Annotated in this window: 24 protein-coding genes; 19 read left to right on the top strand and 5 right to left on the bottom strand. The window is 71.2% G+C overall.

Annotation, left to right across the window (positions count from 1 at the left end; translation table 11 throughout):
* Positions 1-57: 57 nt before the first annotated feature.
* The 4 genes from nusA to rbfA all read left to right on the top strand — a co-directional run bounded on the left by nusA (position 58) and on the right by rbfA (position 4,603).
* Positions 58-1,047, top strand: a complete 990-nt coding sequence (nusA, locus tag ACIWQI_RS01890; RefSeq protein WP_396655378.1) for a transcription termination factor NusA — start codon at positions 58-60, stop codon at positions 1,045-1,047.
* Positions 1,048-1,064: 17 nt separating this feature from the next.
* On the top strand, positions 1,065-1,316 hold the full coding sequence (locus ACIWQI_RS01885) for a YlxR family protein (protein ID WP_396655376.1): 252 nt from the start codon (positions 1,065-1,067) through the stop codon (positions 1,314-1,316).
* Positions 1,317-1,411: 95 nt separating this feature from the next.
* A complete protein-coding gene (infB, locus tag ACIWQI_RS01880; protein WP_396655375.1) occupies positions 1,412-4,114 on the top strand; it encodes a translation initiation factor IF-2 in 2,703 nt (900 codons plus the stop codon).
* 57 nt (positions 4,115-4,171) lie between these two features.
* Positions 4,172-4,603 carry a 30S ribosome-binding factor RbfA gene (rbfA, locus tag ACIWQI_RS01875; RefSeq protein ID WP_396655374.1) on the top strand — a complete coding sequence of 144 codons (432 nt, stop codon included), beginning with the start codon at positions 4,172-4,174 and terminating at the stop codon, positions 4,601-4,603.
* A 2-nt stretch (positions 4,604-4,605) separates the two neighbouring features.
* Here the strand turns inward: rbfA and ACIWQI_RS01870 are convergent, their stop codons facing one another.
* On the bottom strand, positions 4,606-5,187 hold the full coding sequence (locus tag ACIWQI_RS01870; protein WP_396655373.1) for a TetR/AcrR family transcriptional regulator: 582 nt from the start codon (positions 5,185-5,187) through the stop codon (positions 4,606-4,608).
* 66 nt (positions 5,188-5,253) lie between these two features.
* On the opposite strand from ACIWQI_RS01870, the gene ACIWQI_RS01865 reads away from it, so the two are divergent.
* Positions 5,254-6,540, top strand: coding sequence for a glycosyltransferase (locus ACIWQI_RS01865; protein ID WP_396655372.1), 1,287 nt, complete (start codon positions 5,254-5,256; stop codon positions 6,538-6,540).
* A gap of 27 nt (positions 6,541-6,567) precedes the next feature.
* On the opposite strand, the gene ACIWQI_RS01860 is transcribed toward ACIWQI_RS01865, so the two are convergent.
* Complete coding sequence (locus ACIWQI_RS01860; protein WP_396655371.1) at positions 6,568-7,446, bottom strand: A/G-specific adenine glycosylase; 879 nt, start codon at positions 7,444-7,446, stop codon at positions 6,568-6,570.
* A gap of 50 nt (positions 7,447-7,496) precedes the next feature.
* Between ACIWQI_RS01860 and ACIWQI_RS01855 the strand changes: the two genes are divergently transcribed.
* Genes ACIWQI_RS01855 through ACIWQI_RS01810 form a run of 10 tightly spaced genes read left to right on the top strand, consistent with a single transcriptional unit; the run spans position 7,497 to position 15,400 of the window.
* On the top strand, positions 7,497-8,180 hold the full coding sequence (locus ACIWQI_RS01855; protein WP_396655370.1) for a uridine kinase: 684 nt from the start codon (positions 7,497-7,499) through the stop codon (positions 8,178-8,180).
* Positions 8,180-9,082: a tRNA pseudouridine(55) synthase TruB gene (gene truB, locus ACIWQI_RS01850; protein ID WP_396655369.1), complete on the top strand. Its 903-nt coding sequence runs from the start codon at positions 8,180-8,182 to the stop codon at positions 9,080-9,082. The genes ACIWQI_RS01855 and truB overlap by 1 nt, the downstream gene beginning before the upstream one ends.
* Positions 9,079-9,447 (top strand): hypothetical protein, encoded by a 369-nt coding sequence (locus ACIWQI_RS01845; protein ID WP_396655368.1) that lies wholly within the window; start codon positions 9,079-9,081, stop codon positions 9,445-9,447. The genes truB and ACIWQI_RS01845 overlap by 4 nt, the downstream gene beginning before the upstream one ends.
* Positions 9,448-9,474: 27 nt before the next feature.
* Positions 9,475-9,927: a hypothetical protein gene (locus tag ACIWQI_RS01840; RefSeq protein WP_396655367.1), complete on the top strand. Its 453-nt coding sequence runs from the start codon at positions 9,475-9,477 to the stop codon at positions 9,925-9,927.
* A complete protein-coding gene (locus ACIWQI_RS01835) occupies positions 9,924-10,883 on the top strand; it encodes a bifunctional riboflavin kinase/FAD synthetase (RefSeq protein ID WP_396655366.1) in 960 nt (319 codons plus the stop codon). The genes ACIWQI_RS01840 and ACIWQI_RS01835 overlap by 4 nt, the downstream gene beginning before the upstream one ends.
* A gap of 33 nt (positions 10,884-10,916) precedes the next feature.
* Positions 10,917-11,648, top strand: a complete 732-nt coding sequence (locus ACIWQI_RS01830; RefSeq protein ID WP_396655365.1) for a hypothetical protein — start codon at positions 10,917-10,919, stop codon at positions 11,646-11,648.
* A 32-nt stretch (positions 11,649-11,680) separates the two neighbouring features.
* Positions 11,681-12,052 carry a hypothetical protein gene (locus tag ACIWQI_RS01825; RefSeq protein ID WP_396655364.1) on the top strand — a complete coding sequence of 124 codons (372 nt, stop codon included), beginning with the start codon at positions 11,681-11,683 and terminating at the stop codon, positions 12,050-12,052.
* A 13-nt stretch (positions 12,053-12,065) separates the two neighbouring features.
* Complete coding sequence (gene deoC, locus ACIWQI_RS01820; RefSeq protein ID WP_396655363.1) at positions 12,066-13,073, top strand: deoxyribose-phosphate aldolase; 1,008 nt, start codon at positions 12,066-12,068, stop codon at positions 13,071-13,073.
* A 7-nt stretch (positions 13,074-13,080) separates the two neighbouring features.
* The gene (locus ACIWQI_RS01815) at positions 13,081-14,535 is read left to right on the top strand and encodes an aldehyde dehydrogenase family protein (protein WP_396655362.1); all 1,455 of its coding nucleotides are present in this window, start codon (positions 13,081-13,083) and stop codon (positions 14,533-14,535) included.
* 1 nt (position 14,536) lies between these two features.
* Positions 14,537-15,400, top strand: a complete 864-nt coding sequence (locus ACIWQI_RS01810; protein ID WP_396655361.1) for an aldehyde dehydrogenase family protein — start codon at positions 14,537-14,539, stop codon at positions 15,398-15,400.
* Positions 15,401-15,422: 22 nt separating this feature from the next.
* Here ACIWQI_RS01810 and ACIWQI_RS01805 read toward each other — a convergent pair whose 3' ends face one another.
* Positions 15,423-16,145 (bottom strand): NRDE family protein, encoded by a 723-nt coding sequence (locus ACIWQI_RS01805; RefSeq protein WP_396655360.1) that lies wholly within the window; start codon positions 16,143-16,145, stop codon positions 15,423-15,425.
* 33 nt (positions 16,146-16,178) lie between these two features.
* On the opposite strand from ACIWQI_RS01805, the gene coaBC reads away from it, so the two are divergent.
* The gene (gene coaBC / locus ACIWQI_RS01800) at positions 16,179-17,393 is read left to right on the top strand and encodes a bifunctional phosphopantothenoylcysteine decarboxylase/phosphopantothenate--cysteine ligase CoaBC (protein ID WP_396655359.1); all 1,215 of its coding nucleotides are present in this window, start codon (positions 16,179-16,181) and stop codon (positions 17,391-17,393) included.
* A 4-nt stretch (positions 17,394-17,397) separates the two neighbouring features.
* On the opposite strand, the gene ACIWQI_RS01795 is transcribed toward coaBC, so the two are convergent.
* Complete coding sequence (locus ACIWQI_RS01795; protein WP_396655358.1) at positions 17,398-18,774, bottom strand: MFS transporter; 1,377 nt, start codon at positions 18,772-18,774, stop codon at positions 17,398-17,400.
* A gap of 276 nt (positions 18,775-19,050) precedes the next feature.
* Between ACIWQI_RS01795 and ACIWQI_RS01790 the strand changes: the two genes are divergently transcribed.
* The 3 genes from ACIWQI_RS01790 to ACIWQI_RS01780 all read left to right on the top strand — a co-directional run bounded on the left by ACIWQI_RS01790 (position 19,051) and on the right by ACIWQI_RS01780 (position 23,599).
* Positions 19,051-21,228: a DEAD/DEAH box helicase gene (locus ACIWQI_RS01790; RefSeq protein ID WP_396655357.1), complete on the top strand. Its 2,178-nt coding sequence runs from the start codon at positions 19,051-19,053 to the stop codon at positions 21,226-21,228.
* A gap of 96 nt (positions 21,229-21,324) precedes the next feature.
* The gene (locus ACIWQI_RS01785) at positions 21,325-22,353 is read left to right on the top strand and encodes an ATP-dependent 6-phosphofructokinase (RefSeq protein ID WP_396655356.1); all 1,029 of its coding nucleotides are present in this window, start codon (positions 21,325-21,327) and stop codon (positions 22,351-22,353) included.
* Positions 22,354-22,597: 244 nt separating this feature from the next.
* Positions 22,598-23,599 (top strand): hypothetical protein, encoded by a 1,002-nt coding sequence (locus ACIWQI_RS01780; protein WP_396655355.1) that lies wholly within the window; start codon positions 22,598-22,600, stop codon positions 23,597-23,599.
* Between the two features lie 48 nt (positions 23,600-23,647).
* Here ACIWQI_RS01780 and ACIWQI_RS01775 read toward each other — a convergent pair whose 3' ends face one another.
* Positions 23,648-25,780, bottom strand: coding sequence for a S9 family peptidase (locus tag ACIWQI_RS01775; RefSeq protein ID WP_396655354.1), 2,133 nt, complete (start codon positions 25,778-25,780; stop codon positions 23,648-23,650).
* Positions 25,781-25,844: the final 64 nt, after the last annotated feature.

Genomic DNA, 25,844 nt, shown 5'->3' with positions numbered 1-25,844 from the left:
TTGTAGGGATGCCGGTGCGCGCTGCGCTCCGGATGAAAGCTGAAAACGGAGGCCGCTGTGGATATCGATCTGACGCTGCTGCGCTCCATCGAGCGCGAGAAGGAGATCCCGTTCGATGAGCTGGTGCGGATCATCGAGCAGGCCATCCTCACCGCCTACGCCAAGCACAGCTCCCCGACCGGCACGCTGCCCGAGGGCGCGCGCGTCGAACTGGACCGCAAGACCGGGCACGTCTCGATCTTCGTGCCGCTCCTGGACGAGGAGGGCGCGGTCATCGGCGAGGAGGAGGCGCTGCCCGAGGACTTCGGGCGCATCGGCGCGTTCGCGGCCAAGCAGGTGATCAGCCAGCGCCTGCGCGACATCGCCGACGACGCCGTGCTCGGCGAGTTCCGCGGCAAGGAGGGCGACATCGTCGCCGGTGTCGTGCAGCAGGGCCCGAATCCCCGCATGGTGCACGTGGACCTGGGTTCGGTGGAGGCGATCCTGCCGCCCGAGGAGCAGGTGCCGGGGGAGGAGTACCCGCACGGCTCCCGGCTGCGGGTCTACGTGACCGCCGTCGCCAAGGGCGCCAAGGGCCCGTCGATCACGGTGTCGCGCACGCATCCGGGACTGGTCCGCAAGCTCTTCGCGCTGGAGGTCCCCGAGATCGCCGGCGGCCTCGTCGAGATCGTCTCGCTGGCGCGGGAGGCCGGGCATCGCAGCAAGATCGCAGTGCGCGCGAACGACCCCTCGATCAACGCGAAGGGCGCCTGCATCGGCGAGCTCGGCCGTCGCGTGCGCGCGGTCACCGAGGAGCTCGGCGGGGAGAAGATCGACATCGTCGACTACGACGAGGACCTGGCGACGTTCGTCGCCAATGCGCTGTCGCCGGCGAAGGTCACCTCGGCGTTCGTCCTCGACGCGAACACGAAGGCCGTCCGGGCGCTCGTGCCCGACTACCAGCTCTCGCTCGCGATCGGCAAGGAGGGCCAGAACGCACGCCTGGCCGCGAAGCTGACCGGGGCGAAGATCGACATCCAGCCTGACAGCGTCCTCGAAGAGGCCTGATCGCCGCGGGGTGTAGGATGGTTCCCGTACGGACGTGCGTCGGATGCCGCGTGCGTGCCCCCCGATCCGCTCTCCTGAGGGTGGTCGCCGTGGATTCGGCAGTCGTCATCGACGAGCATGCTCGACTCCCGGGCAGGGGCGCGTGGCTGCACGACACGCCGGAATGCATGGAGGCCGCTCTGCGGCGCCGCGCTTTCACCCGTGCACTGCGTGCGTCAGGACCTCTGGACACGCAGGCCATCGAAGAGCATCTGCAGCGAAAAGGCTGAAACGGCTATGGACACAAAGTGAACGGCTCGAAATGAGACCCGTCCGCAATTGATGGTCCGCTCCTGTCCCGGGACGGACCCCAGACAGGAGAACTGTGGCAAAACCACGCGTGCACGAGATCGCTTCCGAGCTCGGCGTCGACAGCAAAGTCGCCCTCGAGAAGCTGAAGGAGCTCGGCGAGTACGTCAAGAGCCCCTCATCGACCATCGAGCCCCCGGTGGCTCGACGGCTCCGCGCCGCCCTGGAGGCGGCCGGCGCCGGCAAGAAGACCGAGACTGAGGCCAAGCCGGCCGCCACGGGTGCCAAGCGCGCCGCCAAGCCCAGCGCGCCCGCGGCCGAGACCGCCGCGCCGGCCGCTGCCGCGAAGCCGGCCGCCGAGCCTGCGCCCGCCCTCGACGAGGCTCCGGCGTCGGCCGCCCCGGCGGCTGCACAGGCGGATGCCGCTCCCGCGGCGCCGACCCCCGGCCCCGCGAAGCCGGCCGCGCCGGCCCCGCGTCCCGGTGCGCCCCGTCCCGGCAACAACCCGTTCTCCTCGCAGCAGGGGATGGGCCAGCGTCCCGCCGGCCCGCGTCCGGGCAACAACCCGTTCTCCTCGCAGCAGGGGATGGGCCAGCGGCCGAACCCCGGCAACATCCCGCGTCCGCAGGCGCCGCGCCCCGGTGCGCCGCGTCCCGGTGCGCCGCGCCCCGGAGGCGCCCGCACGGGTCGCCCGGGGGCGCCGTTCCAGCAGCGCTCCGGTGGTCCCGGTCGTCCGGGCGCCGGCGGCGGCTTCGCGGGTCGCCCCGGCGGTCCCGGCGGCTTCGCCGGCCGTCCCGGCGGCGGGGGACGCGGTCGCGGCCCCGGTGGGGGCACGGCGGGTGCCTTCGGCAAGGGCGGCGGCAAGTCGAAGCAGCGCAAGTCGCGTCGCGCCAAGCGCCAGGAATTCGAGATGCGGGATGCCCCGGTCGTCGGCGGCGTCAACGTCCAGAAGGGCAGCGGCGAGATCATCCGCCTCCGTCGCGGCGCATCGATCTCCGACCTCGCCGACAAGATCGAGGCGCTGCGCGGCTACACCGTGCAGCCGGGCACCCTGGTGACGATCCTGTTCAACCTCGGTGAGATGGCCACGGCGACCGAGTCGCTCGACGAGGCGACCTTCGAGGTGCTCGGTGCCGAGCTCGGCTACAAGATCCAGATGGTCTCGCCCGAGGACGAGGACAAGGAGCTCCTGGAGGGCTTCGGGCTCGACCTCGAGAAGGAGCTGGAGGAAGAGGACGAGGCAGACCTCGAGATCCGTCCTCCGGTGGTGACCGTGATGGGTCACGTCGACCACGGCAAGACGCGCCTGCTCGATGCGATCCGCGAGACGAACGTCACCGAGGGCGAGGCCGGCGGCATCACGCAGCACATCGGCGCGTACCAGGTGTGGACCGAGCACGAGGGCATCGAGCGTGCGCTCACCTTCATCGACACGCCGGGTCACGAGGCCTTCACGGCCATGCGAGCCCGTGGCGCGCAGGTGACCGACATCGCGATCCTCGTGGTCGCAGCCGATGACGGCATCATGCCGCAGACGGTGGAGGCGCTGAACCACGCGCAGGCGGCGAACGTGCCGATCGTGGTCGCCGTGAACAAGATCGACAAGCCCGAGGCCAATCCCGCGAAGGTGCGTCAGCAGCTGACCGAGTACGGCCTGGTCGCCGAGGAGTATGGCGGTGACGTGATGTTCGTGGATGTCTCGGCCCGCAACGGCACCGGCATCCAGGAGCTCCTGGACGCGGTCCTGCTGACCGCGGACGCGGGGCTCGACCTCACGGCCAATCCGAACAAGCCCGCGCGCGGCGTCGCCATCGAGGCCAAGCTCGACAAGGGCCGCGGTTCGGTGGCCACCGTCCTCATCCAGTCGGGAACGCTGCGCGTCGGCGACGCGATCGTGGCGGGCACGGCCTACGGCCGCGTCCGCGCGATGGTCGACGAGAACGGCGACGCCGTCGAGGAGGCCGCTCCGTCCCGTCCGGTCCAGGTGCAGGGTCTGAACTCCGTCCCGCGCGCCGGCGACACGTTCATCGTGACCGACGAGGACCGCACGGCCCGCCAGATCGCCGAGAAGCGCGAGGCGGCGGAGCGCAACGCGCAGCTGGCCAAGGCCCGGAAGCGCATCTCGCTCGAGGACTTCACGCGTGCGCTGGAGGAGGGCAAGGTCGAATCGCTCAACCTCATCATCAAGGGCGACGTGTCCGGTGCCGTCGAGGCGCTGGAGGAGTCCCTCATGAAGATCGAGGTGGACGAGTCGGTGCAGCTGCGCATCATCCACCGCGGCGTCGGCGCGATCACCGAGTCGGATGTGAACCTCGCCACCATCGACGATGCGATCGTGATCGGGTTCAATGTCCGGCCGGACGCGAAGGCGCGCGAGCGCGCTGCGCGCGAGGGCGTCGACATCCGCTTCTACTCGGTCATCTACTCGGCTCTGGAGGATGTCGAGCAGTCCCTCAAGGGCATGCTCAAGCCGGAGTACGAAGAGGTCCAGTCCGGCGTGGCCGAGATCCGCGAGGTGTTCCGCTCTTCGAAGTTCGGCAACATCGCGGGCGTCATCGTGCGCACCGGGACGATCACCCGCAACGCCAAGGCCCGGGTCATCCGGGATGGCGTGGTGGTCGCCGACGGTCTCGCGATCGAGTCGCTGCGCCGTTTCAAGGACGATGTCACCGAGGTCCGGGAGGGCTTCGAGTGCGGTATCGGTCTGGGCAGGCACAACGACATCCAGGTCGGTGACGAGATCGAGACCACGGAGCTCGTCGAGAAGCCTCGCGGCTGAATCCGGGTGCCGGGGCGCCCCGCCGGGCGCCCCGGTCCCTGTCCAGAGGGAGAGCCAATGTCCAGTGAACGACAGGCCAGGCTGGCCGACCGCATCCGCGTGCTCATCGCCGAGCGCCTCGAGAAGGGGCTGCGCGACCCGCGGCTGGGGTTCGTGACCATCACGGACGTCCGCGTCACCGGCGACCTCCAGCACGCCTCGGTGTTCTACACGGTGCTCGGCGACGAGAAGGAGCGCGCCGACACGGCCGCGGCTCTGAAGGCCGCGACCGGGATGCTCCGCTCCGAAGTGGGGCGCAGGCTCGGGGTCCGGCTGACCCCGACGCTGGAGTTCATCGCGGACGCGATCCCCGAGAACGCGGGCCACATCGAGGAGCTGCTGCGCGAGGCGCGCGAGCGCGACCAGGCCGTGGCGGGACTCGCCGCGACGGCGACCCACGCCGGCGACGCCGACCCTTACGTGAAGCCGCGCGACGTCGACGCCGACTAGCGTCAGGCGAGCAGGCGCTGCACCAGTTCCACGACCGCGCGCTCGGCCTGGGGTCGCGGCAGTCGCTGCTGCCGGCGCAGCAGGTACCAGAAGTAGGTGTCGCACAGCGCCACGAGCTGGTCGTGCAGGATCCGTCGGCCGGTGCCGGTGCGCTGCGCGAGCCAGGGCGCGAACACGCGATCGATCCACGCATTGTGATACGCCCTGCCGAACGCCGTGACCTCGGCGAAGGGCGCGACCCGCTCCTCCTGCCGCAGCAGGAGCATCACGAGGTCGCCGATGTCTTCGTAGTGGTCGAAGAGGTTCGCGATCGCGCCCGGAATGTCGCCGACGGGCGCCTCGTCGCGCTGGGCGGTGACCCCCGGGGTCCGGTCTTCGACGATGGCGCTCACGAGCCCCGTCTTGGTGCCGAAGCGCCGCAGCACCGTCTGCACCGTGACCTCGGCGTCCTCCGCGATCGCGTCGAGCGTCACGTCCTCGTAGTACTCGCGTGAGATCCGCTCGTACGCCGCCTGGAGGATGCGCTGCCGAGTGCGCTCGGCGGCCCGGGCACGCAGGGGGCTGGTGTAGCTGCGTGTTTTCATGTATATGTTACTAACATGAAATTGCACGCGTGCCGAACGACACGCTGACCGACTCCGGAGGTCGTGATGCACTCGGTACTCCTCGCCGCCCACGTGGCCGATGGCCACGTCGCCCCCATGCTCGCCGTGGCGGCCCGCATGTCGGCATCCGGACACCGGGTGAGATTCCTCGCCGGTGACCGATTCGCCGACGCCGTCCGGGACGCCGGGGCCGAATTCGTACCGTGGCCGCCAGGAGCACAGGTCGACCACGCGGAGGCGATCGCGGCGGCCCGGGCAGCGGGCGACCGGCGTGCCGGCACCGCCGGGATGGTGCGGAACGTCGAAGAGCTCTTCGTGGCGCCGGCGCCGGATCAGTATCGTGCGCTGCGCGCCGCATCCGACGCCGAGCCGACCGATGCCGTGATCACGGAGTTCACCGTCGTGGGCGCGGCAGCACTCGCGCTGTCGCCCGATCCGCGTCCGCCGATCATCGCGTGCGGCATCCTTCCTCTGGGACTGTCCAGCGCCGACACCGCGCCATGGGGCCTGGGCATCCTGCCCCGGGACAGCGCGGCCGGCCGACTGCGCAACCGCGCGCTGAACATCATGGCGCGCCATGTCGTCCTCCGCAGGCCCCAGGGCCAGATCGAGCGCTTCGTGCGCGAGACCACCGGGGCCGAACTGGGCGGCTACTTCATGGATTGGGGGGTTCATGCCGAGCGGTACGCCCAGTTCACCGTCGCGGGCTTCGAGTATCCGCACCGAGACCTGCCTCAGAACGTGGTCTTCGTCGGCTCCGTCTCCCGTGCGGCGCGGGGGAGCGAGACACCGCCGTGGTGGGGCGAGCTCGACGGCAGCCGGCCGGTCGTCCACGTGTCGCAGGGCACGATCGCCAACGTCCGCGCGGAGGAGCTGATCCTGCCGACGCTGCGCGCGCTCGCGGACAGGGATGTGCTCGTGATCGTCACGACCGGCGGATCGCCGATCGAGTCGCTGGGTGCGCTGCCGGTGAACGCCCGCGCCGCGGAGTTCGTCCCCTACGACCTGCTCATGCCGAAAGTCGACGTCTTCGTGACCAACGGCGGGTACGGCGGGCTCAATGCCGCGATCTCGCACGGTGTGCCGATCGTGGTGGCCGGTGACACCGAAGACAAGGTCGAGACGACCCGGCGGGTGGAGTGGTCGGGTGTCGGAGTCAACCTCAAGACCGGAAGGCCGGATGCGGCCGCGATTGCCAGAGCCGTCGACGACGTGCTCTCCGTGCCCTCCTACCGGGATCGCGCGCGGGCGCTGCAGGCTGAGGTGGCGGCGTCGCCGGGCGCGGCGGGCATCGAGCGTCTGGTGGACGAGCTCGTCGCGGTGGGCGGCTGAGACCGAGCTCGCGATCGCCCGGTGCGGTCATCCCGGCAGGCGCAGCATGCCGTCGGACGCCTCGGCAAGCCCGTCCGCGATGAGCGAGTCGATCGCGCGATCGCGCTGACCCGCATCCGGCCAGTCGGGGATGACCGCATGGTGCGCAACCGCAGCGGGAGCGGCATCCCGCAGCGCCTTGAGCACGGCGCCGCGCGCCTGGCGGTCGCTGCCGTCGTAGCGGGCCTGCCGGCGCCGCGCGTCGCCGGTGTCCGGGAAGCCGGCCGCGCGCCAGGCGCAGCGATCCGAGATCGGGCATGCCCCGCACAGTGGGGTGCGCGCCGTGCACACCACGGCGCCCAGCTCCATGGCGGCGGCGTTGACGATCGCCGACTCGGCGTCGGCGGCGGGCAGCTGCGCCGACATCGCATCCAGATCGCGGCGCGACGGGGGACCGGGCTGCGACCGGCCGGCCACGGCACGGGCCAGCACGCGGCGCGTGTTCGTGTCGACGACCGGATGGCGGTCGCCGTAGGCGAACACCGCGACCGCGCGCGCCGTGTAGTCGCCGATGCCCGGCAGCGACCGCAGCGTGCCCACGTCGCGCGGCACGATGCCGCGGTGCTCGTCGCGGATCTGCACCGCCGCGCGGTGCAGCCACAGTGCGCGACGCGGATACCCCAGGTTCGCCCACTGCCGCACCGCCTCCGCCGGGGGGTCGGCGGCCAGAGCCGCGGGGGTGGGCCAGCGGTCGAGCCAGGCTTCGAGATGCGGGATGACGCGCGTGACCGGTGTCTGCTGCAGCATGAACTCGCTCACCAGCACCCCCCACGCGCCGTACGCGGCGAGGAACAAAGGCCGCCGCCACGGCAGATCGCGTGCGTTCTCGCGGTACCACGCGATGAGGGGCGCGGCGAGTTCGGGCATGCGGTTCAGCCTAGGAGAGAGGCCGCGCGGCCCGGCCGTAGGCTGGATCCATGCGCCTTCCGGTCACGCCCGTCACCACGCTGTGGCGCGCGCTGCGCGACGAGGCGCTGCAGGGACGTGCGGGCCGCGTCGTCCTCGCCGTGGACGGCGTGGACGGCGCGGGCAAGACCGTCTTCGCCGATGGGCTCGCCGAGATCTTCTCGGAGGACGGCGTCGCCGTCTACCGGGCGAGCATCGACGACTTCCACCGGCCGCGCGCCGAGCGCTACGCACGGGGCCGGCGATCGCCGGAGGGCTTCTACCGCGACTCGTACGACTACCCGACCTTCCGCCGCGTGCTGCTGGACCCCTTCCGCGACGGCGCACAGACGGCGGGCTCGACAGGATTCCAGCTCGATGCGTTCGACCTGCGCCGTGACGCGCCGGTGGCTGCGCAGTGGGTGACCGCGCCGCGGGACGCCGTGCTCATCGTGGACGGCATCTTCCTGCATCGGCCCGAGCTTCGCGACCTGTGGGACTGGTCGGTCTGGCTGGAGGTGCCGTTCGAGGTCGCCTACGCGCGGATGGCGGTTCGCGACGGCTGCGACCCCGATCCGCGCGCCCCCTCCAATCTCCGCTATTTCGAGGGTCAGCAGCTCTATCTGCGGGAGGCGCGGCCGATCGAGGCGGCGTGGGCGGTCGTCGACAACAGCGACCTGGCGCATCCGTTCCGCGTCGCCGGGGGCGCGCGCTGATGGCATCCGGCATCCTCCTCGTCGACAAGCCCGCCGGCGTGACCTCGCACGACGTCGTGGCGCGCTGCCGGCGGGCGCTGGGCACGCGTCGGATCGGCCACGCGGGCACGCTCGACCCCTTGGCGACCGGGCTGCTCGTGCTCGGTGTCGACGGAGCCACCCGGCTGCTGACGTACCTGGTGGGCCTCGACAAGACGTACGAGGCGACCATCCGCCTGGGCGTGAGCACCGACAGCGACGACGCGGACGGTGAGATCACGGCCACGACGGATGCCTCCGCCATCACCGCGCCCGCGATCGACGCCGCCGTCGCGGCGCTCACCGGCCGCATCGCCCAGGTGCCGAGCACCGTCTCGGCGATCAAGGTGGCAGGTCGCCGCGCGTACGATCTCGCCCGCGCCGGGGAGCAGGTGCACCTGAAGCCGCGGGAGGTGACCGTGTCGCGGTTCGAGGTGCTCGCCCGGCGCCCCGCGCACGCATCGCCTTCTTCGCCCGCCGCGGCCGTCGACCTCGACGTCGTCGTGGACTGCTCCAGCGGCACCTACATCCGCGCCTTGGCGCGCGACCTCGGCGGCGCGCTCGGGGTCGGCGGGCACCTCACGGCCCTCCGCCGCACCCGCGTCGGCCCGTTCGCGGTCGCCGACGCGGTCTCCGTCGACGACCTCGGACGGTCGCAGCTGCGCGACCCGGCCGGGGTCGCGGCCGCCGTCCTCGGCCGGATCGACGTCACCGCCGACGAAGCGCGTGACCTGCGGCACGGCAAGCGCCTCGCCGGTTCCGCCGCCCGGCTCACCGGCTCGTACGCTGCCGCGATCGATCCCGACGGGCGGCTGGTCGGCATCGTCGAACGTCGCGGCGCAGACCTCAAGAGCGCCATGAACCTCCCGGAGGAGACCGAATGATCCTGTGGTTCACCTACGTCCAGGTCATCGTCGCCGTCGCCGCCGGCGTGCTCTGCGTCGTGCTCGGGCTGATGGGGCGGCGCCCGAGCGACCTCACCGTCGGGGCGATGGCGCTCATCGAGCTGCTGCTGATCGCCCAGATCGTGATGGCGATCGTGGCGCCGCTGACCGGCAACCCGCCGACCGGGAGCCTGCTCGAGTTCTGGGTCTACCTGATCTCCGCGGCGCTCCTGCCGCTCGCGGCGGTCGCCTGGGCGCTGGTCGAACGCGGCCGCTGGAGCACCGTGGCCCTGGGCGTGGCCGCGCTGGCGGTGGCTGTCATGGTGTGGCGCATGCAGGTGATCTGGGCCGTGCAGGTGGCCTGATCCGGCTCGCTCTAGGATTGACAGGTCATGTCCTCCCACGCACGCCCCCGCCGCCGCATGTCCGGAATCGGCCGCGTCCTGGTCGTCGTCTACGCGATCCTCGCGGTCGGCGCATCGGGCCGCTCGCTGGTGCAGATCATCGAGAGGTTCGACCACGCGCCGCTTGCGTTCACGCTCTCCGCGGTGTCGGCGGCCGTCTACATCCTCGCAACGCTGGCGCTGATCTTCGCGGGCTCGGTGGTCTGGTACCGGGTCGCCTGGGTGGCGATCAGCTTCGAGCTGCTCGGGGTGCTGGTCATCGGCACCCTCAGCCTCATCCGCCCCGATCTGTTCCCCGAGGCAACGGTGTGGTCGACCTTCGGCATGGGGTACCTGTTCATCCCGCTGGTCCTGCCGTTCCTCGGCCTGTGGTGGCTGATCACCCATCCGCCGGCGCGGGACGCCCAGGAGGCGGATGCGGCACGCGCGGTGGCGACGTGATCGTCTTCCGCGAGCCGGGGGAGGTCCCGGCCGGATTCGGTCCGTCCGTGGTCGCGATCGGCAAGTTCGACGGCGTGCACGCCGGCCACCGGGCGGTCCTCGAGCGCGCCCGGGTGGATGCCGCCCCCAGCGGCGCGAAGGTCGTCGCCGTCACCTTCGACCGCAACCCGCTCAGCCTGCTGCGACCCGAAGTGTGCCCGGAAGACCTCGTGGGGGTGACTCAGAAGCTGCGGCTGCTCGGAAAGACCGGCATCGACGCGACGCTCATGCTGCGGTTCGATCGCGCGCTCGCCGACCTCACGCCGCGGGAGTTCGTCGAGCGCGTCCTCGTCGGCGCCCTGGGCGCGCAGACGGTGCTCGTGGGCGAGGACTTCCGCTTCGGCCGCGGAGGTGCCGGCAACCCGCAGGTCCTGCGCGAGATCGGGGCGGAGCTCGGCTTCCGGGTGGATGTCGTCACCGATGTCCGCGCCCTCGATGTGGATCGCCGTGTGTCGTCCACGTGGATCCGCGAGCTGCTCGCCGAGGGCGACGTCGAGACGGCCGGGAAGCTTCTCGGGCGAGCGCCGTCGGTGCTCGGCGAAGTCGTCCACGGCCTCAAGCGCGGACGAGAGCTCGGCTTCCCGACCGCGAACCTGTCGCCCGACCTGGAGGGGTTCGTCCCGGCGGACGGGGTCTACGCGGGCTGGCTGGTCGACGAGGGCTCGGCGGACGGGCTGCGCACCGGCATCCGCTACGCGGCCGCGATCAGCGTCGGCACCAACCCGACCTTCGACGACGTCGCGCGCCGCCAGGTCGAAGCCCACGTCCTCGACGAGACCGACCTCGACCTGTACGGGCATCTCGTCGAGGTCCGTTTCCTGCGCCGGATCCGGGGGATGGTCGCGTTCGACGGGATCGAGCCGCTCAAGGCCCAGATGACCGAGGACGTGCGCGAAGTGCGTGCCGCGTTGATCTGACGACCGGCTGCGGATCTGTGCCAGGGTCTCCCTATGACCGAACACACCCTGCCCGTACCGCGCATCGCCGTACTCCGGCGCGTCATCGTCGGAGTGATCATCGCCGCGTTCGGCATCGCCGCGGTGCTGGGCATCGTCGTCCTGCTCGGCGTCGAGATGGGCGAGACGACGTTCCGCGTCCTGGGCACCACTGCGGCGATCGGCTCGTTCAGCGTCGGAGTGCTGTGCTGTGCGGCTCTGATCGGACGGCGTGCGCAGCTGTTCGGGATCGTCGGAGTGGTGGTCACGGTGCTGTCGGCCGCGCTCGTGGTGTGGACGATCTGGGTGGACGTGTACGAGTTCTGGGACGCCGTCTTCCGCGTGCTGTGGAGCGGAGTGGCCGCATCGTCGGCATTCGCCCTGGCGAGTCTGCTCCTGCTGCTGTCCGATCGCAGCCGCACCGCCGTGCGAGCGGGACTGTGGATCACGCTCGCGCTGATCGGGGTGCTGCTCGCGCTGACTCTGTACCTGATCTGGGCCTCCGACGTCGCGTGGGACGATTTCGGGCGGCTCTACGGCGTCGTCGCGATCCTCACGGCGCTCGGCGCGGTCGTCGTGCCGGTGATGTCGCTTCTGATGCCGGACCAGCACGCGTCCGCGCTTCCGCACGGGCTCAGCGAGCGGCTCGTCGCCGCAGCGAAGGAGCGGGGCATCACCGTCGAGGAGCTCGTGGCGCCGGTCCTCGCCCGGCCCGAGGCCGTCCCCGCCGCGGAGGAGCCCGCGTAGACCCCGACGGCCCGGCGGCCTACGATCATGGGGTGGACGCCGTCATCGCCGCCGCCCAGTCCGCGCCGAGTGTGAACCTCTGGGGCGCACTGGGATGCGCCGTCGCGTACTCCGCGTCGCTGCTGGCCACCCTCGACGCCTTCGCGGACCTCATCCTCGCCCGCGGCGACTCCCCGCCCGGGAAGCTGACGGCGGGGATAGGGTTGAAGTTCGGCTCGAAGATCGCCGCTGCCGCGATCGCGGTCATCTCGGCGGCGATCGTGCTCGCCCTCGACGAGAACTGGTTCGCGTTCACGGCGCTCACGATCGCCTTCGTCGTCGTCGTCGGGATCGGCGTTCTCGTGCTGATCCGCCATGCGGGCCGCGTCGGGGCGACGCAGCCGACGACGGGACCGATTCCATGACAGGGGAGCGCACATGAGCAGGACCGAACTGCAGACCCTTCCCGACCGCGCCGTCGAGCTTCTCGGCGGCGAGCCGGACGATGTCACGCTGAGTCGCTACCTGCACGGGCTGCCCGGTGTCGATGCGGTCGGGCTCGAGCAGCGCGCCGCGGCCCTGGGCACGCGATCGATCAAGACCAGCTCGAAGTCGTGGGCGCTGGACAAGGTGATCTCGCTCATCGACCTCACCACGCTCGAGGGCGCCGACACCCCCGGCCGGGTGCGCTCCCTGGTGGCGAAGGCGCTGACGCCCGATGCCGCCGACCCGACCTGCCCGCGCGTGGCTGCGGTGTGCGTGTACGGCGACATGGTGCCGTACGCCGTCGAGGCGCTGGGCGCCGCGCACGGCGATCCCGACGACGGGGGAGTGAGCGTGGCGGCCGTCGCCACGGCCTTCCCGAGCGGACGCGCATCGCTGGAGGTCAAGCTGGCCGACACCGTCGATGCGGTGGCGGCCGGCGCGGACGAGATCGACATGGTGATCGACCGGGGCGCGTTCCTGGCGGGCCGCTACGGCCTGGTGTTCGATCAGATCTGGCGCGTCAAGCAGGCGTGTCGCCGCGAAGACGGCACCTATGCCTCGCTCAAGGTGATCCTCGAGACCGGGGAGCTGAACACCTACGACAACGTCAAGCGGGCGTCGTGGCTGTCGATCCTCGCCGGGGGAGATTTCATCAAGACCTCGACCGGCAAGGTGCAGCCGGCGGCGACCCTCCCGGTGACGCTGCTGATGCTCGAGGTCGTCCGCGACTGGCATCGTGCGACGGGTGAGCGGATCGGGGTGAAGCCGGCCGGAGGCATCCGCTCATCGAAGGACGCGATCAAGTACCTGGTGACCGTCGCCGAGACGGTGGGGGAGGAGTGGCTGCAGCCGCACCTGTTCCGGTTCGGGGCGTCGAGCCTTCTCAATGATGTGCTGCTGCAGCGGCAGAAGCTGGCGACCGGGCATTACTCCGGCGCCGACTACGTGACGATCGACTGAGGCCACGATGAGTTTCCTGGAATACGCACCCGCGCCGGAGTCGCGCGCGATCCTGAACCTGCGCGATGACTACGGACTGTTCATCGGCGGCGAGTTCGTCGACGCGAGCGGTCCGAGCTTCACGACGATCTCCCCGGCGGACGAGCAGCCGATCGCCGCGATCGCCACGGCGACGCAGGCCGATGTCGACCGCGCCGTCGCCGCCGCACGGCGGGCCTTCGACAAGACCTGGTCGCGGATGAGCGGACGCGACCGCGGGAAGTACCTGTTCCGCATCGCGCGGCTCGTGCAGGAGCGGGCGCGCGAGCTGGCGGTGGCCGAGAGCCTCGACAACGGCAAGCCCATCAAGGAGAGCCGGGATGTCGATGTGCCGCTGGTGGCGGCCTGGTTCTTCTACTACGGCGGATGGGCCGACAAGCTCGACCATGCCGGGCTGGGCGCCGACCCCCGTCCCCTGGGTGTCGCGGCGCAGGTGATCCCGTGGAACTTCCCGCTGCTGATGCTGGCCTGGAAGATCGCTCCCGCGCTGGCCGCGGGCAACACGGTCGTGCTCAAGCCGGCCGAGACGACCCCGCTGACGGCGCTGCTGTTCGCAGAGATCCTGCAGCAGGCCGATCTGCCGCCGGGGGTGGTGAACATCGTGACCGGCGCGGGAGCGACAGGCGCCGCGCTGGTGCGGCATCCCGACGTCGACAAGGTCGCCTTCACCGGCTCGACCGCAGTCGGCCGCGAGATCGCCAAGGCGGTCGCCGGCACCGACAAGAAGCTCACGCTGGAGCTGGGCGGCAAGGCCGCCAACATCGTCTTCGACGATGCGCCCGTCGATCAGGCGATCGAGGGCATCGTCAACGGCATCTTCTTCAACCAGGGGCACGTCTGCTGTGCGGGCAGCCGCCTGCTCGTGCAGGAGAACGTGCACGACGAGGTCGTCGACCGGCTCAAGGCGCGGCTGTCCACGCTGAGGCTGGGCGACCCGCTCGACAAGAACACCGACATCGGCGCCATCAACTCCCGCGAGCAGCTCGACCGCATCCGGGCGCTCACCGCCGCCGGCGAGGAGGAGGGCGCCGACCGTTGGACCGCCGACTGCATCATCCCCGACAACGGGTTCTGGTTCGCCCCGACCGTGTTCACGAACGTGCAGGCGTCGCATCGCATCGCCCGCGAGGAGATCTTCGGCCCGGTGCTGTCGGTGCTGACCTTCCGCACCCCTGCGGAGGCCGTGGCGAAGGCCAACAACACGCCGTACGGCCTGTCTGCGGGGATCTGGAGCGACAAGGGCTCGAAGATCCTCGCGGTGGCCGACCGGCTGCAGGCCGGGGTGATCTGGGCGAACACCTTCAACCGTTTCGACCCGTCGTCGCCGTTCGGCGGCTACAAGGAGTCCGGCTACGGCCGCGAGGGCGGCCGCCACGGACTGCTCGCCTACTTGAAGCCCCTTCGACCTGCTCAGGGAGCGTGAGATGGCAAAGCGCCTGGCTGTTCCCAAGACGTACAAGCTGTTCATCGGCGGCGCGTTCCCGCGCAGCGAGTCCGGCCGCACCTACGAGGTGGTCTCGCCCGACGGCGACTTCCTCGCCAACGCCGCACTCGCCTCCCGCAAGGACGCACGGGATGCCGTGAAGGCCGCCGCCGGCGCCGGGTCGAAGTGGGCCGGGGCCACCGCCTACAACCGCGGGCAGGTGCTGTACCGCGTCGCCGAGATCCTGGAGGGCCGCCGCGCCCAGTTCGCGGCCGAGATCGTCGCGCAGACCGGCGTGACCTCCGCCGTCGCCGGCGCCGAGGTCGACGAGGCGATCGACCGCTGGGTCTGGTACGCGGGCTGGTGCGACAAGTTCGCCCAGGTCGCCGGCGCCCTCAACCCCGTCGCCGGACCCTACTTCGACATCTCGGTGCCCGAGCCCACCGGCACCGTGGCGATCATCGCCCCGCAGGACACGGCGCTGCTGGGCATCGTCTCGGCGATCGCCCCGGCGCTGGTGGCGGGGAACACCGTCGTCGCCGTCGCCGCGCAGCGCCACCCGCTCTCGGCGATCAGCCTCGCCGAGGTGCTCGCGACATCCGATGTCCCGGCCGGTACGGTCAACATCCTCACCGGCTCGCCCGCCGAGCTCGCCCCGTGGCTGGCCGCCCACCGCGACGTGCGCGCCCTCGACCTCGTCGGCGCGGGCGAGCTCGACTGGGTCGACCTCGAGATCGCCGCCGCCGACACCCTCACCCGGGTGCTGCGCCCCGAGCAGGGGCCGGATGCGGCAGCCCCCAGCCTGCAGCGGATCACCGCGCTCACCGAGACGAAGACCGTCTGGCACACCAAGAGCATGGTCTGAGCTCTCGCTCGGGAGCCCGGGCTCAGCGGCCGGGTGCGAGATCGAGCGCGCCCCACTGGCCCGGGGCCGGAAGCTCGGCGTACCGCAGGTCGACCGCGCCCGGTGACACGGCGGCCGCACACACGAGCAGCGACAGCGTGGGGTAGCCGAACGCACGGTTGTCGCGGACGATCGTGCGGTCGTCATCGTGCGGCAGCTCGGCCGACCGCTCGATGATCTGCAGCCACGGCACCCACCAGGCACCCCCCTCGGCGGGCGCCTCGCGGAAGTCGGGCAGCCAGCGCGCGATGCGCGCCGTGCGCGGATCGTCCACGTCGTCGTGCGCGAGCATGTGGGTGCCTGGCTCGAGAGCTTCGGTGCGCAGCGCCTCGCCGTCCCACATCGACACGCTCACCCGACTGCCGTCCACTTCCACGAGGTTGAAGCCGTGGGTCGCGGGCTCACCGGACGGCGACTCGCCCGCGACCGAGGACAGCACGATCCCCCCGCGCGAGACGAGCTCGGACTCGGGGCGCGTCGACCGGTCGGCGCGGTTGAGCAGCACCGCAAGTCGCCCCCGAGCGGGGTCCGCCGCCAGCCAGGCGCCTCCGGCACGCGTGTCGCGCACGCCCACGACCCCCGGGTGAGTGTCGGGCCACGAGGCCCCCAGCGGAAGCCAGGCGCGGGCCGGGTCCTCGTCGCGGATCGCGATCAGCCGCACCGGCTCGGCTGCGGAGTTCGGGATGCGGATGATGACCGTGCACATGCGGGGGCTCCAGGGTCGTGGGAGGATCGGATCGTGTTCGTCGTCGTCGGTGTCACAGGCGGGATCGCCGCCTACAAGGCGGTCCAGCTCGTGCGGCTTCTCGTCCAGGAGGGCCACGAGGTCCACGTCGTCCCCACGGACGACGCGCTGCGGTTCGTCGGGCTGCCCACGTGGGAGGCGATCAGCCGCAATCCCGTGACGACCTCGGTCCACGACGACGTCCCGAAGGTGCGGCATGTCGCCCTCGGCCAGGCCGCCGACCTCGTCATCGTGGCGCCGGCCACGGCGAACACACTGGCGAAGATGGCAGCAGGCCTCGCGGACGATCTGCTGGGCACCACCCTACTTGCCACCACCGCCCCCGTCGTCGTGGCTCCGGCGATGCACACCGAGATGTGGCGCCACAAGGCGACGGTCGCGAACCTGACGACCCTGCGGGCACGCGGCGTGCACGTGATCGGCCCCGAGGACGGCGAGCTCACCGGCGGGGACCGCGGACCGGGCCGGATGTCTGAGCCCGACGCGATCCTGGGCGCGGCCTACGGCGCGCTCGCCGCAGGCGATCTGGCCGGACTGCGCGTGGTGGTCTCCGCCGGCGGAACGCGCGAGCCCATCGATCCGGTCCGCTACCTGGGCAACCGCTCCAGCGGCCGGCAGGGCGTCGCCGTGGCGCTCGCGGCCGCCGGGCGCGGGGCGGACGTGCTGCTCGTCGCCGCCAACATCGATTCCGGCGTCCTGGCCGCAGCATCCGCACATCCGCGCGTGCGGATCGCGACGGTGACGACCACGGCCCAGCTGCAGGCTGCGATGGAGGATGCCGCGCCGGAACGCGATGTGGTCGTCATGGCCGCGGCCGTGGCCGACTACCGCGTCGCGGACGTCGCCGACCGCAAGCTCACCAAGGAGGACGCCGCAGGACCGGGGCGCACCCTGGAGCTCGTGGAGAACCCGGACATCCTCGCCGGGCTCGTCGCGGCCCGCCGGGATGGGCAGACGGTCGTCGGCTTCGCCGCCGAGACACCCGACGAAGGCGAGACCCTCGTCGACCGCGGCCGCCGCAAGCGCGCCCGCAAGGGCGTCGACCTGCTGGCGGTGAACGAGGTCGGCTGGGGGATCGGCTTCGAGCGCGACGACAACGCACTCGTCGTCATCGACGCCGCCGACCGGATCGCCGCCGAGGCGCACGGCACGAAGCGGGAGGTCGCCGAAGCGCTGTGGGACGCGATCCTGGCTGCGCGCGGCTCGTAGCCGGTCACTCGACGCGTTCGGGCACAGGATTGCGGATCCCGACCAGCGACACGACCCCGCCGATCGCCAGCAGCACCGCGGTCACGACGATGGCGCGATGGAAGCCCGCCAGGTCGAGCTCGCCGCCGACGATGACCCCGAGTGCGGCGACCGCGATCAGACCCGCGACGCGGGCGACCGCGTTGTTCACCGCCGACGCGATGCCGCTGCGGGCCGGCTCGATGGCACCGAGGATCGCGGCGGTCAGCGGGGAGACGGTGATCGCGAGTCCGAATCCGAAGACGATCATGCTCGGCAGCACCTGCAGCCAGTAGTCGAAGTCGGTCGACACCGTCAGCAGCAGGGCCGCGCCGACGGCCATGATGAGCGGGCCCACGGTCATGAAGACGCGCGGACCCCAGCGTCCGGCGAGGTCGCCCGCACGCGAGCTCAGCGCGATCATCAGCAGCGTCACGGGCAGGCTCGCAAGCCCCGCCAGAGTCGCCGGCAGTCCGGCGCCCTGCTGAAGATAGACGACGACCACGAGGCCATTGAGGGAGAGGGCCGCGTACACGAACGCCGTCGTGATGTTCCCGGTCCAGAAGTTGCGGACCCGGAAAAGCCCGAGCGGCATCATCGGATCCCGTGCGAGATGCTGGCGCACGAGGAACCCCGCGAACGCGACGACGCCGATCGTCATGGTCCCCCAGATCGCCGGTGACGACCAGCCGAAGTTGCCCTGCTCGATCAGCGCGTACACGATGCCGCCGAGGCCCACGGTGCACAGCACGGCGCCGATCCAGTCGACGCGCGCACCGGCGAGCCGGTGGTCGCGATGGCCGAGCACCGCCATCAGCCACAGCGTCACCGCGATCGGCACGACGTTGATGAGGAATACCAGCCGCCACGAGAGGAGGTCGACGAAGACCCCGCCGAGGACCGGTCCCACCACCATCGCCCCGGTGGTCGCCGCCGTCCAGATCCCGATGGCGCGCCCCTGCGCGGCGCCGCGGAAGTTCGACATGATCAGCGCGAGCGAGCTGGGCACGAGGAGGGCCCCTGCGATGCCCTGTGCCGCGCGCGCGATGATGAGGAAGAGGGGGTCCGGGGCGACCGCGATGGCGATCGAGGTCAGACCGAATCCGATCAGCCCGACGCGCAGGATCAGGAGGCGGCCGAACACGTCGCTCAGCGACCCCGCGACGAGGATGAGCGCGCCCAGCGTGATGAGATAGGCATCCACGACCCACTGCTGGGTCACCAGCCCGCCGCCCAGCTCTTCGCTGATCGCGGGCAGCGCGACGTTGACCACCGTGCCGTCCAGGAACGAGACGAACGACGCGAGGATCGCGATGATCAGTACAAGCCGCTGGTCACGCGGCATCCGCTCCGACACCTGCATGACGCTACTCCGATCGACGCCATATCGCGTCGGTTCCGTCCCGATCTCTGCGCGCGTTCCGCGTGGATCTCGACGCGGAGGGGGCCGAATGCCATAGAATGGGCGCCGGGGTTCGTTCGCGCCGCGCGCATTCGCAGAAGCGAGCACCCGTGTCCGGCCGGAGCGCGCCCCCATTCGCAAGCAGCACAGCGGTGCACGCGGCGGTCTCGCCGGGTCCCGCAGCCCGGCACCCGGCCGGGGCACCGGCATCCGCCGGCATCGACGCTCAGGAGGAGCATGCCGACCACGGCACCCGCCCGCAAGTCAGGCACGCGGCGCACCGCCGCCAATCGCTCGTCGGCGCGCCACGACGAGTCCCCGATCATCCCGATCCTCGCCCGCAAAGTGCGCGAGGTCGAGGCCAAGGCCCAGCGCGGCAAGCTCGGCCCGACCAATCGCGTCAAGTTCCAGGTCATCGCGTTCCTCGTGCGCGAGGAGCGCGCGCGCGTCAAGGCCGACAGCGGGCTGTCGGACGCGACCCGCACCGAGCTGCTCAAGCGCCTGGACGGCGTCGCGACGATCCTCGCCAAGACGGCCGCCCGCGACACGTCCCTGATCCAGCTGCTCGAGGTCGACCAGGCGACCTCGCCGGTCGCCAAGCGGATGCGGCGCGACTGGCTGCTCGAGTCCGGCGCAGAGCTGCCGCCCGACGAGCTCATCATCACCGACGTCCCGGTCGTCGCACCGGCGCCTGTGGTGCCCGCCGCGCTGGCGGAGCGTCAGGTGACCCCGCCTCAGATCGAGTCTCGGCGCGAGTCGAACCCGTTCCTCGCACCGGATCTCAGTCTGCGTGCGCCCAAGGAGACGCCGCGGCGCCGCCTGGACGGCTGGGAGCTCATGGGCCCCCTCTACAAGGCGTTCGAGAGCGGTGCCGGCGGGGGATCGGCCACGATGGAGCTGCCGCCGGTGCCCGAGTTCGACCGCATCTCGCCGAAGGGCCTCGAGGTGATGCCGCACCAGGCGCGCTTCCTCGAGGCGGTGCGGGCCGGTCACCGGCGCTTCCTGCTCGCCGACGAGCCGGGCCTGGGAAAGACCGCGGAATCCGTGCTCGCCGCATCCGTCGCCGGCGCCTACCCGCTGCTTGCGGTCGTGCCCAACGTCGTGAAGATGAACTGGGCGCGTGAGGTCGAGCGATGGACGCCGCAGCGACGCGCCACGGTGATCTCGGGCGACGGCGAGGACATCGACGCCTTCGCCGACGTCTTCATCATCAACTACGAGATCCTCGATCGGCACCTGGAATGGCTCGGCTCGATCGGCCTGAACGGGATGGTCGTCGACGAGGCGCACTTCATCAAGAACCTCAGCTCGCAGCGCTCGCAGAACGTGCTCGCGCTCGCCTCGCGCATCCGCGCCACCCGGAGCGATCCGCTCCTGCTCGCCCTCACGGGCACCCCGCTGATCAACGACGTCGAGGACTTCGACGCGATCTGGCGGTTCCTGGGCTGGACGGTGCCTTCCGGCGACAAGCCCGCGCCCGAGCTGATGGAGAAGCTGGATGCCACGGGCCTGACCCCCGCGGACAAGGCGTTCTATCCCGCCGCGCGCGATGCCGTCATCTCGATGGGGATCGTCCGCCGCCGGAAGACGGATGTCGCCGCCGACCTCCCCGACAAGCTCATCGCCGACCTCCCGGTGGAGCTGGACGACGAGTTCGGCCGCTCCATCCGCGACGCCGAGCGGGAGCTCGCCGAGCGTCTGGCGGCCCGCTACCGCCGCATCGTCGAGGCACGCTCCCAGCGTCAGGCTCCGGGAGCGACACCCGGCGAGATCGACGAAGACATCGTGCGCCTGGTCGCGCAGAACGAGCTCGACGAGTCCAAGGCCGCCGGCACCGGGGGAGACAACGTCTTCACCATGGTCCGCAGGATCGGCCAGGCCAAGGCCGTGCTGGCCGCCGACTACGCGGTGCAGCTGCAGCGGTCGGTGGGCAAGGTGGTCTTCTTCGCCAAGCACATCGACGTCATGGACCAGGCCGAGGCACACTTCGCCGCGGCGGGACTGCGGACCGTGTCGATCCGCGGCGACCAGACCACCCCGGCACGTCAGCAGGCCATCGACGCGTTCAACAACGACCCCGAGGTCGGGATCGCGGTGTGCTCGCTCACCGCCGCCGGCGTCGGCCTGAACCTGCAGGCGTCGTCGAACGTGGTGCTCGCCGAGCTGTCGTGGACCGCCGCGGAGCAGACGCAGGCGATCGACCGCGTGCACCGCATCGGACAGGACGAGCCGGTGACCGCGTGGCGGATCATCGCGGCCCACACCATCGACGCCAAGATCGCCGAGCTGATCGACTCGAAGCAGGGCCTGTCCCTGCGCGCCCTCGACGGCCAGGCGGTCGACCCGCAGTCCAGCGACTCGGTGCAGCTGTCGGCCCTCATGCACCTGCTGCGCGGAGCCCTCGGCGGGGAGTGACGCGGCGAGCGGGGCGCCTGGCAGGCGCGCGGCATCCGGCACTAGTGTCTCGATAGGCGACGTCGCCACCTCTGTCCCTCAACCCCGGGAGCCCGGATGAAGATCGGAATCCTCACCAGCGGCGGCGACTGCCCCGGCCTGAACGCGGTCATCCGCGGCATCGTGCTCAAGGGCACGACGCATTACGGGCTGGAGTTCGTCGGCATCCGCGACGGCTGGCGGGGCGTGGTGGACGCGGACTTCTTCCCGCTGACCCGCCACGAGGTCAAGGGACTGTCGAAGGTCGGCGGGACGATCCTGGGCACCTCGCGCACGAACCCGTACGAAGGGTCGCGCGGCGGCGCCGAGAACATCTCGAAGACCCTGTACGGCCACCGCATCGACGGCATCATCGCGATCGGCGGCGAGGGCACGCTGGCCGCGGCAGATCGGCTGCACAAGGACGGCATCAATGTGCTGGGCGTGCCCAAGACGATCGACAACGACCTGCACGCCACGGACTATTCGTTCGGCTTCGACACCGCCGTCAACATCGCCACCGATGCGATGGACCGCCTCCGCACCACGGGCGACTCGCATCAGCGCTGCATGGTGGCCGAGGTGATGGGCCGCCATGTCGGCTGGATCGCCCTGCACGCCGGCGTCGCCGCCGGAGCCCACGTGATCTGCATCCCCGAGGTGCCGATGTCGATCGACGAGATCGTCGCCCAGGTGAACAAGGCCCACGACCGCGGCCGGGCGCCGCTGGTGGTCGTCTCCGAGGGATTCACCCTCACCGGCATGGAGACGGCGTACAGCGACAAGGGCCTGGATGCCTTCAACCGCCCGCGCCTGGGGGGCATCAGCGCGCTGCTCGCCCCCGAGATCGAGGCGCTCACCGGCATCGAGACGCGCGCGACGGTGCTGGGGCACATCCAGCGCGGCGGGTCGCCGTCGGCGTTCGACCGGGTGTTGGCCACCCGGCTCGGCCTGCACGCCGCCGACGCCGTCGTCGCCGAGGCCTGGGGCCAGATGGTCGCGCTGCGCGGCACCGACATCGAGCGGGTTCCGTTCGCCGACGCCCTGGGCGAGCTGAACACGGTGCCGCGGTACCGCTACGAGGAGGCTGCCGCCCTGTTCGGGTGACGCCGCGCTCCGCGGCGGGGTGCCGCTGCGCTCGGGGTGTGACGCCGCGGTTGCGGGTGTGACGCCGCGCTCCGCGCCGAACGCGAAGGATCCAGCCGAGCCCGAGGTCATCGACCTGTGGCTGAACATGGATCTTCGGGTTGGCGCGGTGCGCCGTCCTGCACCGGGCGCCGCGACGGCGGTCTGCACACCGTTCCGGGCACAGTGGCCTGGGTCGCGACGACAGACCGGACAGAGTGCTCGCATGATCCGCGCATGCCCGTCCACCCTGCTGCTCACCCGGGAACAGCCCGCTCTCGTACGGCAGATGCGGCGGGCGGCATCCCTTCACCGAGTTCGACCCGGTGTCCACGTGCACTCGGGCGATTGGCGCCGGCTGCAGCCGTGGGATCGGTATCTCCTCCGCGTGCACGCTGTGGCCCGCACCTGGCGGGCTCCGGTGTTCTGCCTGGAATCCGCGGCGGCGCTCCATGGAATGCCGGTGTTCGATGAGCCACGTGACATCCATCTGCTCAGCGAGGACGGCAGAACCTGGCGCCAGGGCGACGTGTGGGTGCACGGCGCCCAGGATGCGCGGCGGGTCGTCGAGGAGGACGGACTCGGTCTCACCGGGGCAGTCGACACCGCCGTCGACCTGTGTCGCGTCCTCCCGCCCGCATTCGCCCTCGCGGTCGCCGACAACGCGATGCGCGGTCTCCATCGCAGCGGACTCGCCCTCGACCTGTCGAGCCACGGGCGGGCGCAGGCGGATCGCCGGGGACTGCGGCAGCTGGATTGGCTCCAGTCACGGGCGTCGCATCTGGCGGAGTCGGTCGGCGAGTCCGTGAGTCGCGCCGCCATCGAGTGGCTCGGCTACGAGCATCCCGGGCTGCAGGTGGGGTTCCACTACGAGGGCGCATCGGACCGGGTCGACTTCTACTGGCGTCGCCTGCGCACCATCGGCGAGTCCGACGGCTGGGGCAAGTATGACGCCGACGATCCGGAGGCGGTGAAGGCGCACTTCGTCGACGAGAAACGGCGCGAGGACCGGCTGCGGCGGCACGAGAGCGGCTTCATCCGCTGGGAGTGGGCCGATGTCATCAGGTTCGAGCGGCTCGACGAGCGCCTGCGCCAGGGCGGACTGCGGCGGGTTCGTCCGGTCCAGACATCCCTCCTCCAGACGCTCGGCGCCAACCCGCGGTCGCTGCCCCGCGCGCGGCGCACCAAGGGATTCTCGTCGAAGCCGGGGTCGCCGACGTCGGGTTGAGCGAGAATCCTCGGGTTCGGCGGGCTGCGTGAGGGGGCCTGGAAGGGGTCAGGCGTCCGCGACGCCGAGCGCGTCGAGCAGCCAGGCGAGCTCGAAGGCGCGCTCCTTCCAGGCGTTGTATCGCCCCGACACCCCGCCGTGACCGGCGACCATCTCGCACTTCAGCAGCGCATCGGCTCCGACCTCGCGCAGGCGGGCGACCCACTTGGCGGGCTCGACGTACAGCACCCGCGTGTCGTTGAGCGAGGTCACGGCGAGGATCCGGGGGTACCGCACTCCCTCGCGCACGTTCTCGTACGGCGAGTAGGACTTCATGTACGCGTACACGTCGGGGTCGTGCAGCGGGTCGCCCCACTCGTCCCACTCGATCACGGTGAGCGGCAGCGACGGATCGAGGATCGTGGTCAGGGCGTCGACGAACGGCACACTCGCGACGACGCCGGCGAACAGCTCGGGCGCCAGGTTCGCCACCGCACCCATCAGCAGGCCGCCGGCCGAACCGCCCTCGGCGACCATGCGGTCGGGGGTCGTGTAGCCGGCATCGACGAGGTGGCGCGCGCAGTCCACGAAGTCGGTGAACGTGTTGCGCTTGGCCAGCAGCTTGCCGTCCTCGTACCACTGGCGGCCCAGCTCCCCGCCTCCGCGAACGTGCGCGACGGCGAAGACGACGCCGCGGTCGAGCTCCGACAGCCGCGGCACCGAGAATCCCGGTTCGATCGAGTGCTCGTACGACCCGTACCCGTACAGGTGCAGCGGTCGCGGCGCCGCGCCCGCCTCCCCGAACGACCGCTTCCACACGAGCGAGATCGGCACCTGCGTGCCGTCCTGGGCGGTCGCCCAGACCCGCTTCTGCGCATAGTCGGAGGGCTCGTAGCCGCCCAGCACCGGCTGCCGCTTGCGCAGCAGCAGCTCGCCCGAGGCGACGTCGTAGTCGTACACCGTGCCGGGCGTGACGAACGACGCGTAGCCGAGCCGGATCACCGGCGGCGCCCACTCCGGGTTGCCGCTCGCGCCCGCGGCGAACAGTGGCTCGTCGAACGCGATCTCACGGACCTCGGCGGTCACGTAATCGAGGATGCCGGTGCGCGCCAGCCCGTCGCGGCGATAGTCGACGACAGCCCAGTCGCGGAAGCAGTCGACGTCGAGCAGGCGCCGGCCCGCCACATGCGGAAGGAGCACGCGGCGCGCGCCCTGCGGGTCGGCGGCGTCGACCTGCACGAGCTCGAAGTCGAGGGCCCTGCCGCCGGCGGCGGACTCCCCGTTGTGGAGGACGAGCAGCACATCGCGCCCGTCGACGACGGCATGGTCGACGGAGTACTCGACGCCTTCGCGCCGCGGCCAGACCACGGCGGGTGCGGCGGACAGATCGGATGCCGGCACCAGAAGCACCTCGGAGGTGATCGATGAGCCGATCACGATCTGCAGGAACGCGTCGCTGCGGGTGAATCCGCCGCCGAGCCAGTAGCGCTCATCCGGCTCGTGGTACAGCTTCACGTCCTCGGAGACGGGGGTTCCCACGACATGGCGCCACAGGGTGTCGGGTCGCCACGCGTCATCCACGGTGGAGTACACGATCGACGCGCCGTCGGGCGAGAACGCCGCGCCCGAGAACGTCCCGGGGATCTCGTCGGCGAGCTGCTCGCCGGTGACCAGATCGCGCACCCGTATTGTGTAGCGCTCGTCGCCGGCGACGTCCACGCCGTACAGCATGCGGGTCCCGTCGCGCGACACGTCGAACGAGCCGAGCGAGAAGAACTCGTGCCCCTCGGCCTCGACGTTGCCGTCCAGGAGCACCTGCTCTCCGGGCACCTCCACGCCCGGGGAGAGCGCGGGCGGAGTCCAGTCGTCGGCGGCGACGACGGGGGCGCGGCACTGGATGCCGTACTGGCTGCCCTCGACGGTCCGCCCGTAGTACCACCAGTCGCCGCGCCGCGACGGCACCGACAGATCGGTCTCGAGCGTCCGCGCCTTGATCTCCTGGAAGATGCGCTCGCGCAGCTCGGCCAGGTGCGCGGTGCGGGCGTCGGTGTAGGCGTTCTCGGCCTCCAGGTGCGCGACGACGGCGTCATCGTCCTTGGCGCGGAGCCATTCGTACGGGTCGTCGAACGTGTCGCCGTGGTGGGTGCGCGCGACCGGTCGGCGGTCGGCGACGGGGGCGGTGGAGGCGGCGTGCTGTGTCACCAGTCCACCGTAATCGAGCCCTCGCGCTCGCAGGCACCGCCTCGGTTACGCGTTGGCGCGGGAG

The sequence above is a fragment of the Microbacterium sp. genome (assembly GCF_044508325.1).
Classification (GTDB): Bacteria; Actinomycetota; Actinomycetes; order Actinomycetales; family Microbacteriaceae; genus Microbacterium.
Note: the sequence above shows the minus strand (reverse complement) of the source record. Positions and strands in the feature narration are given on the sequence as shown.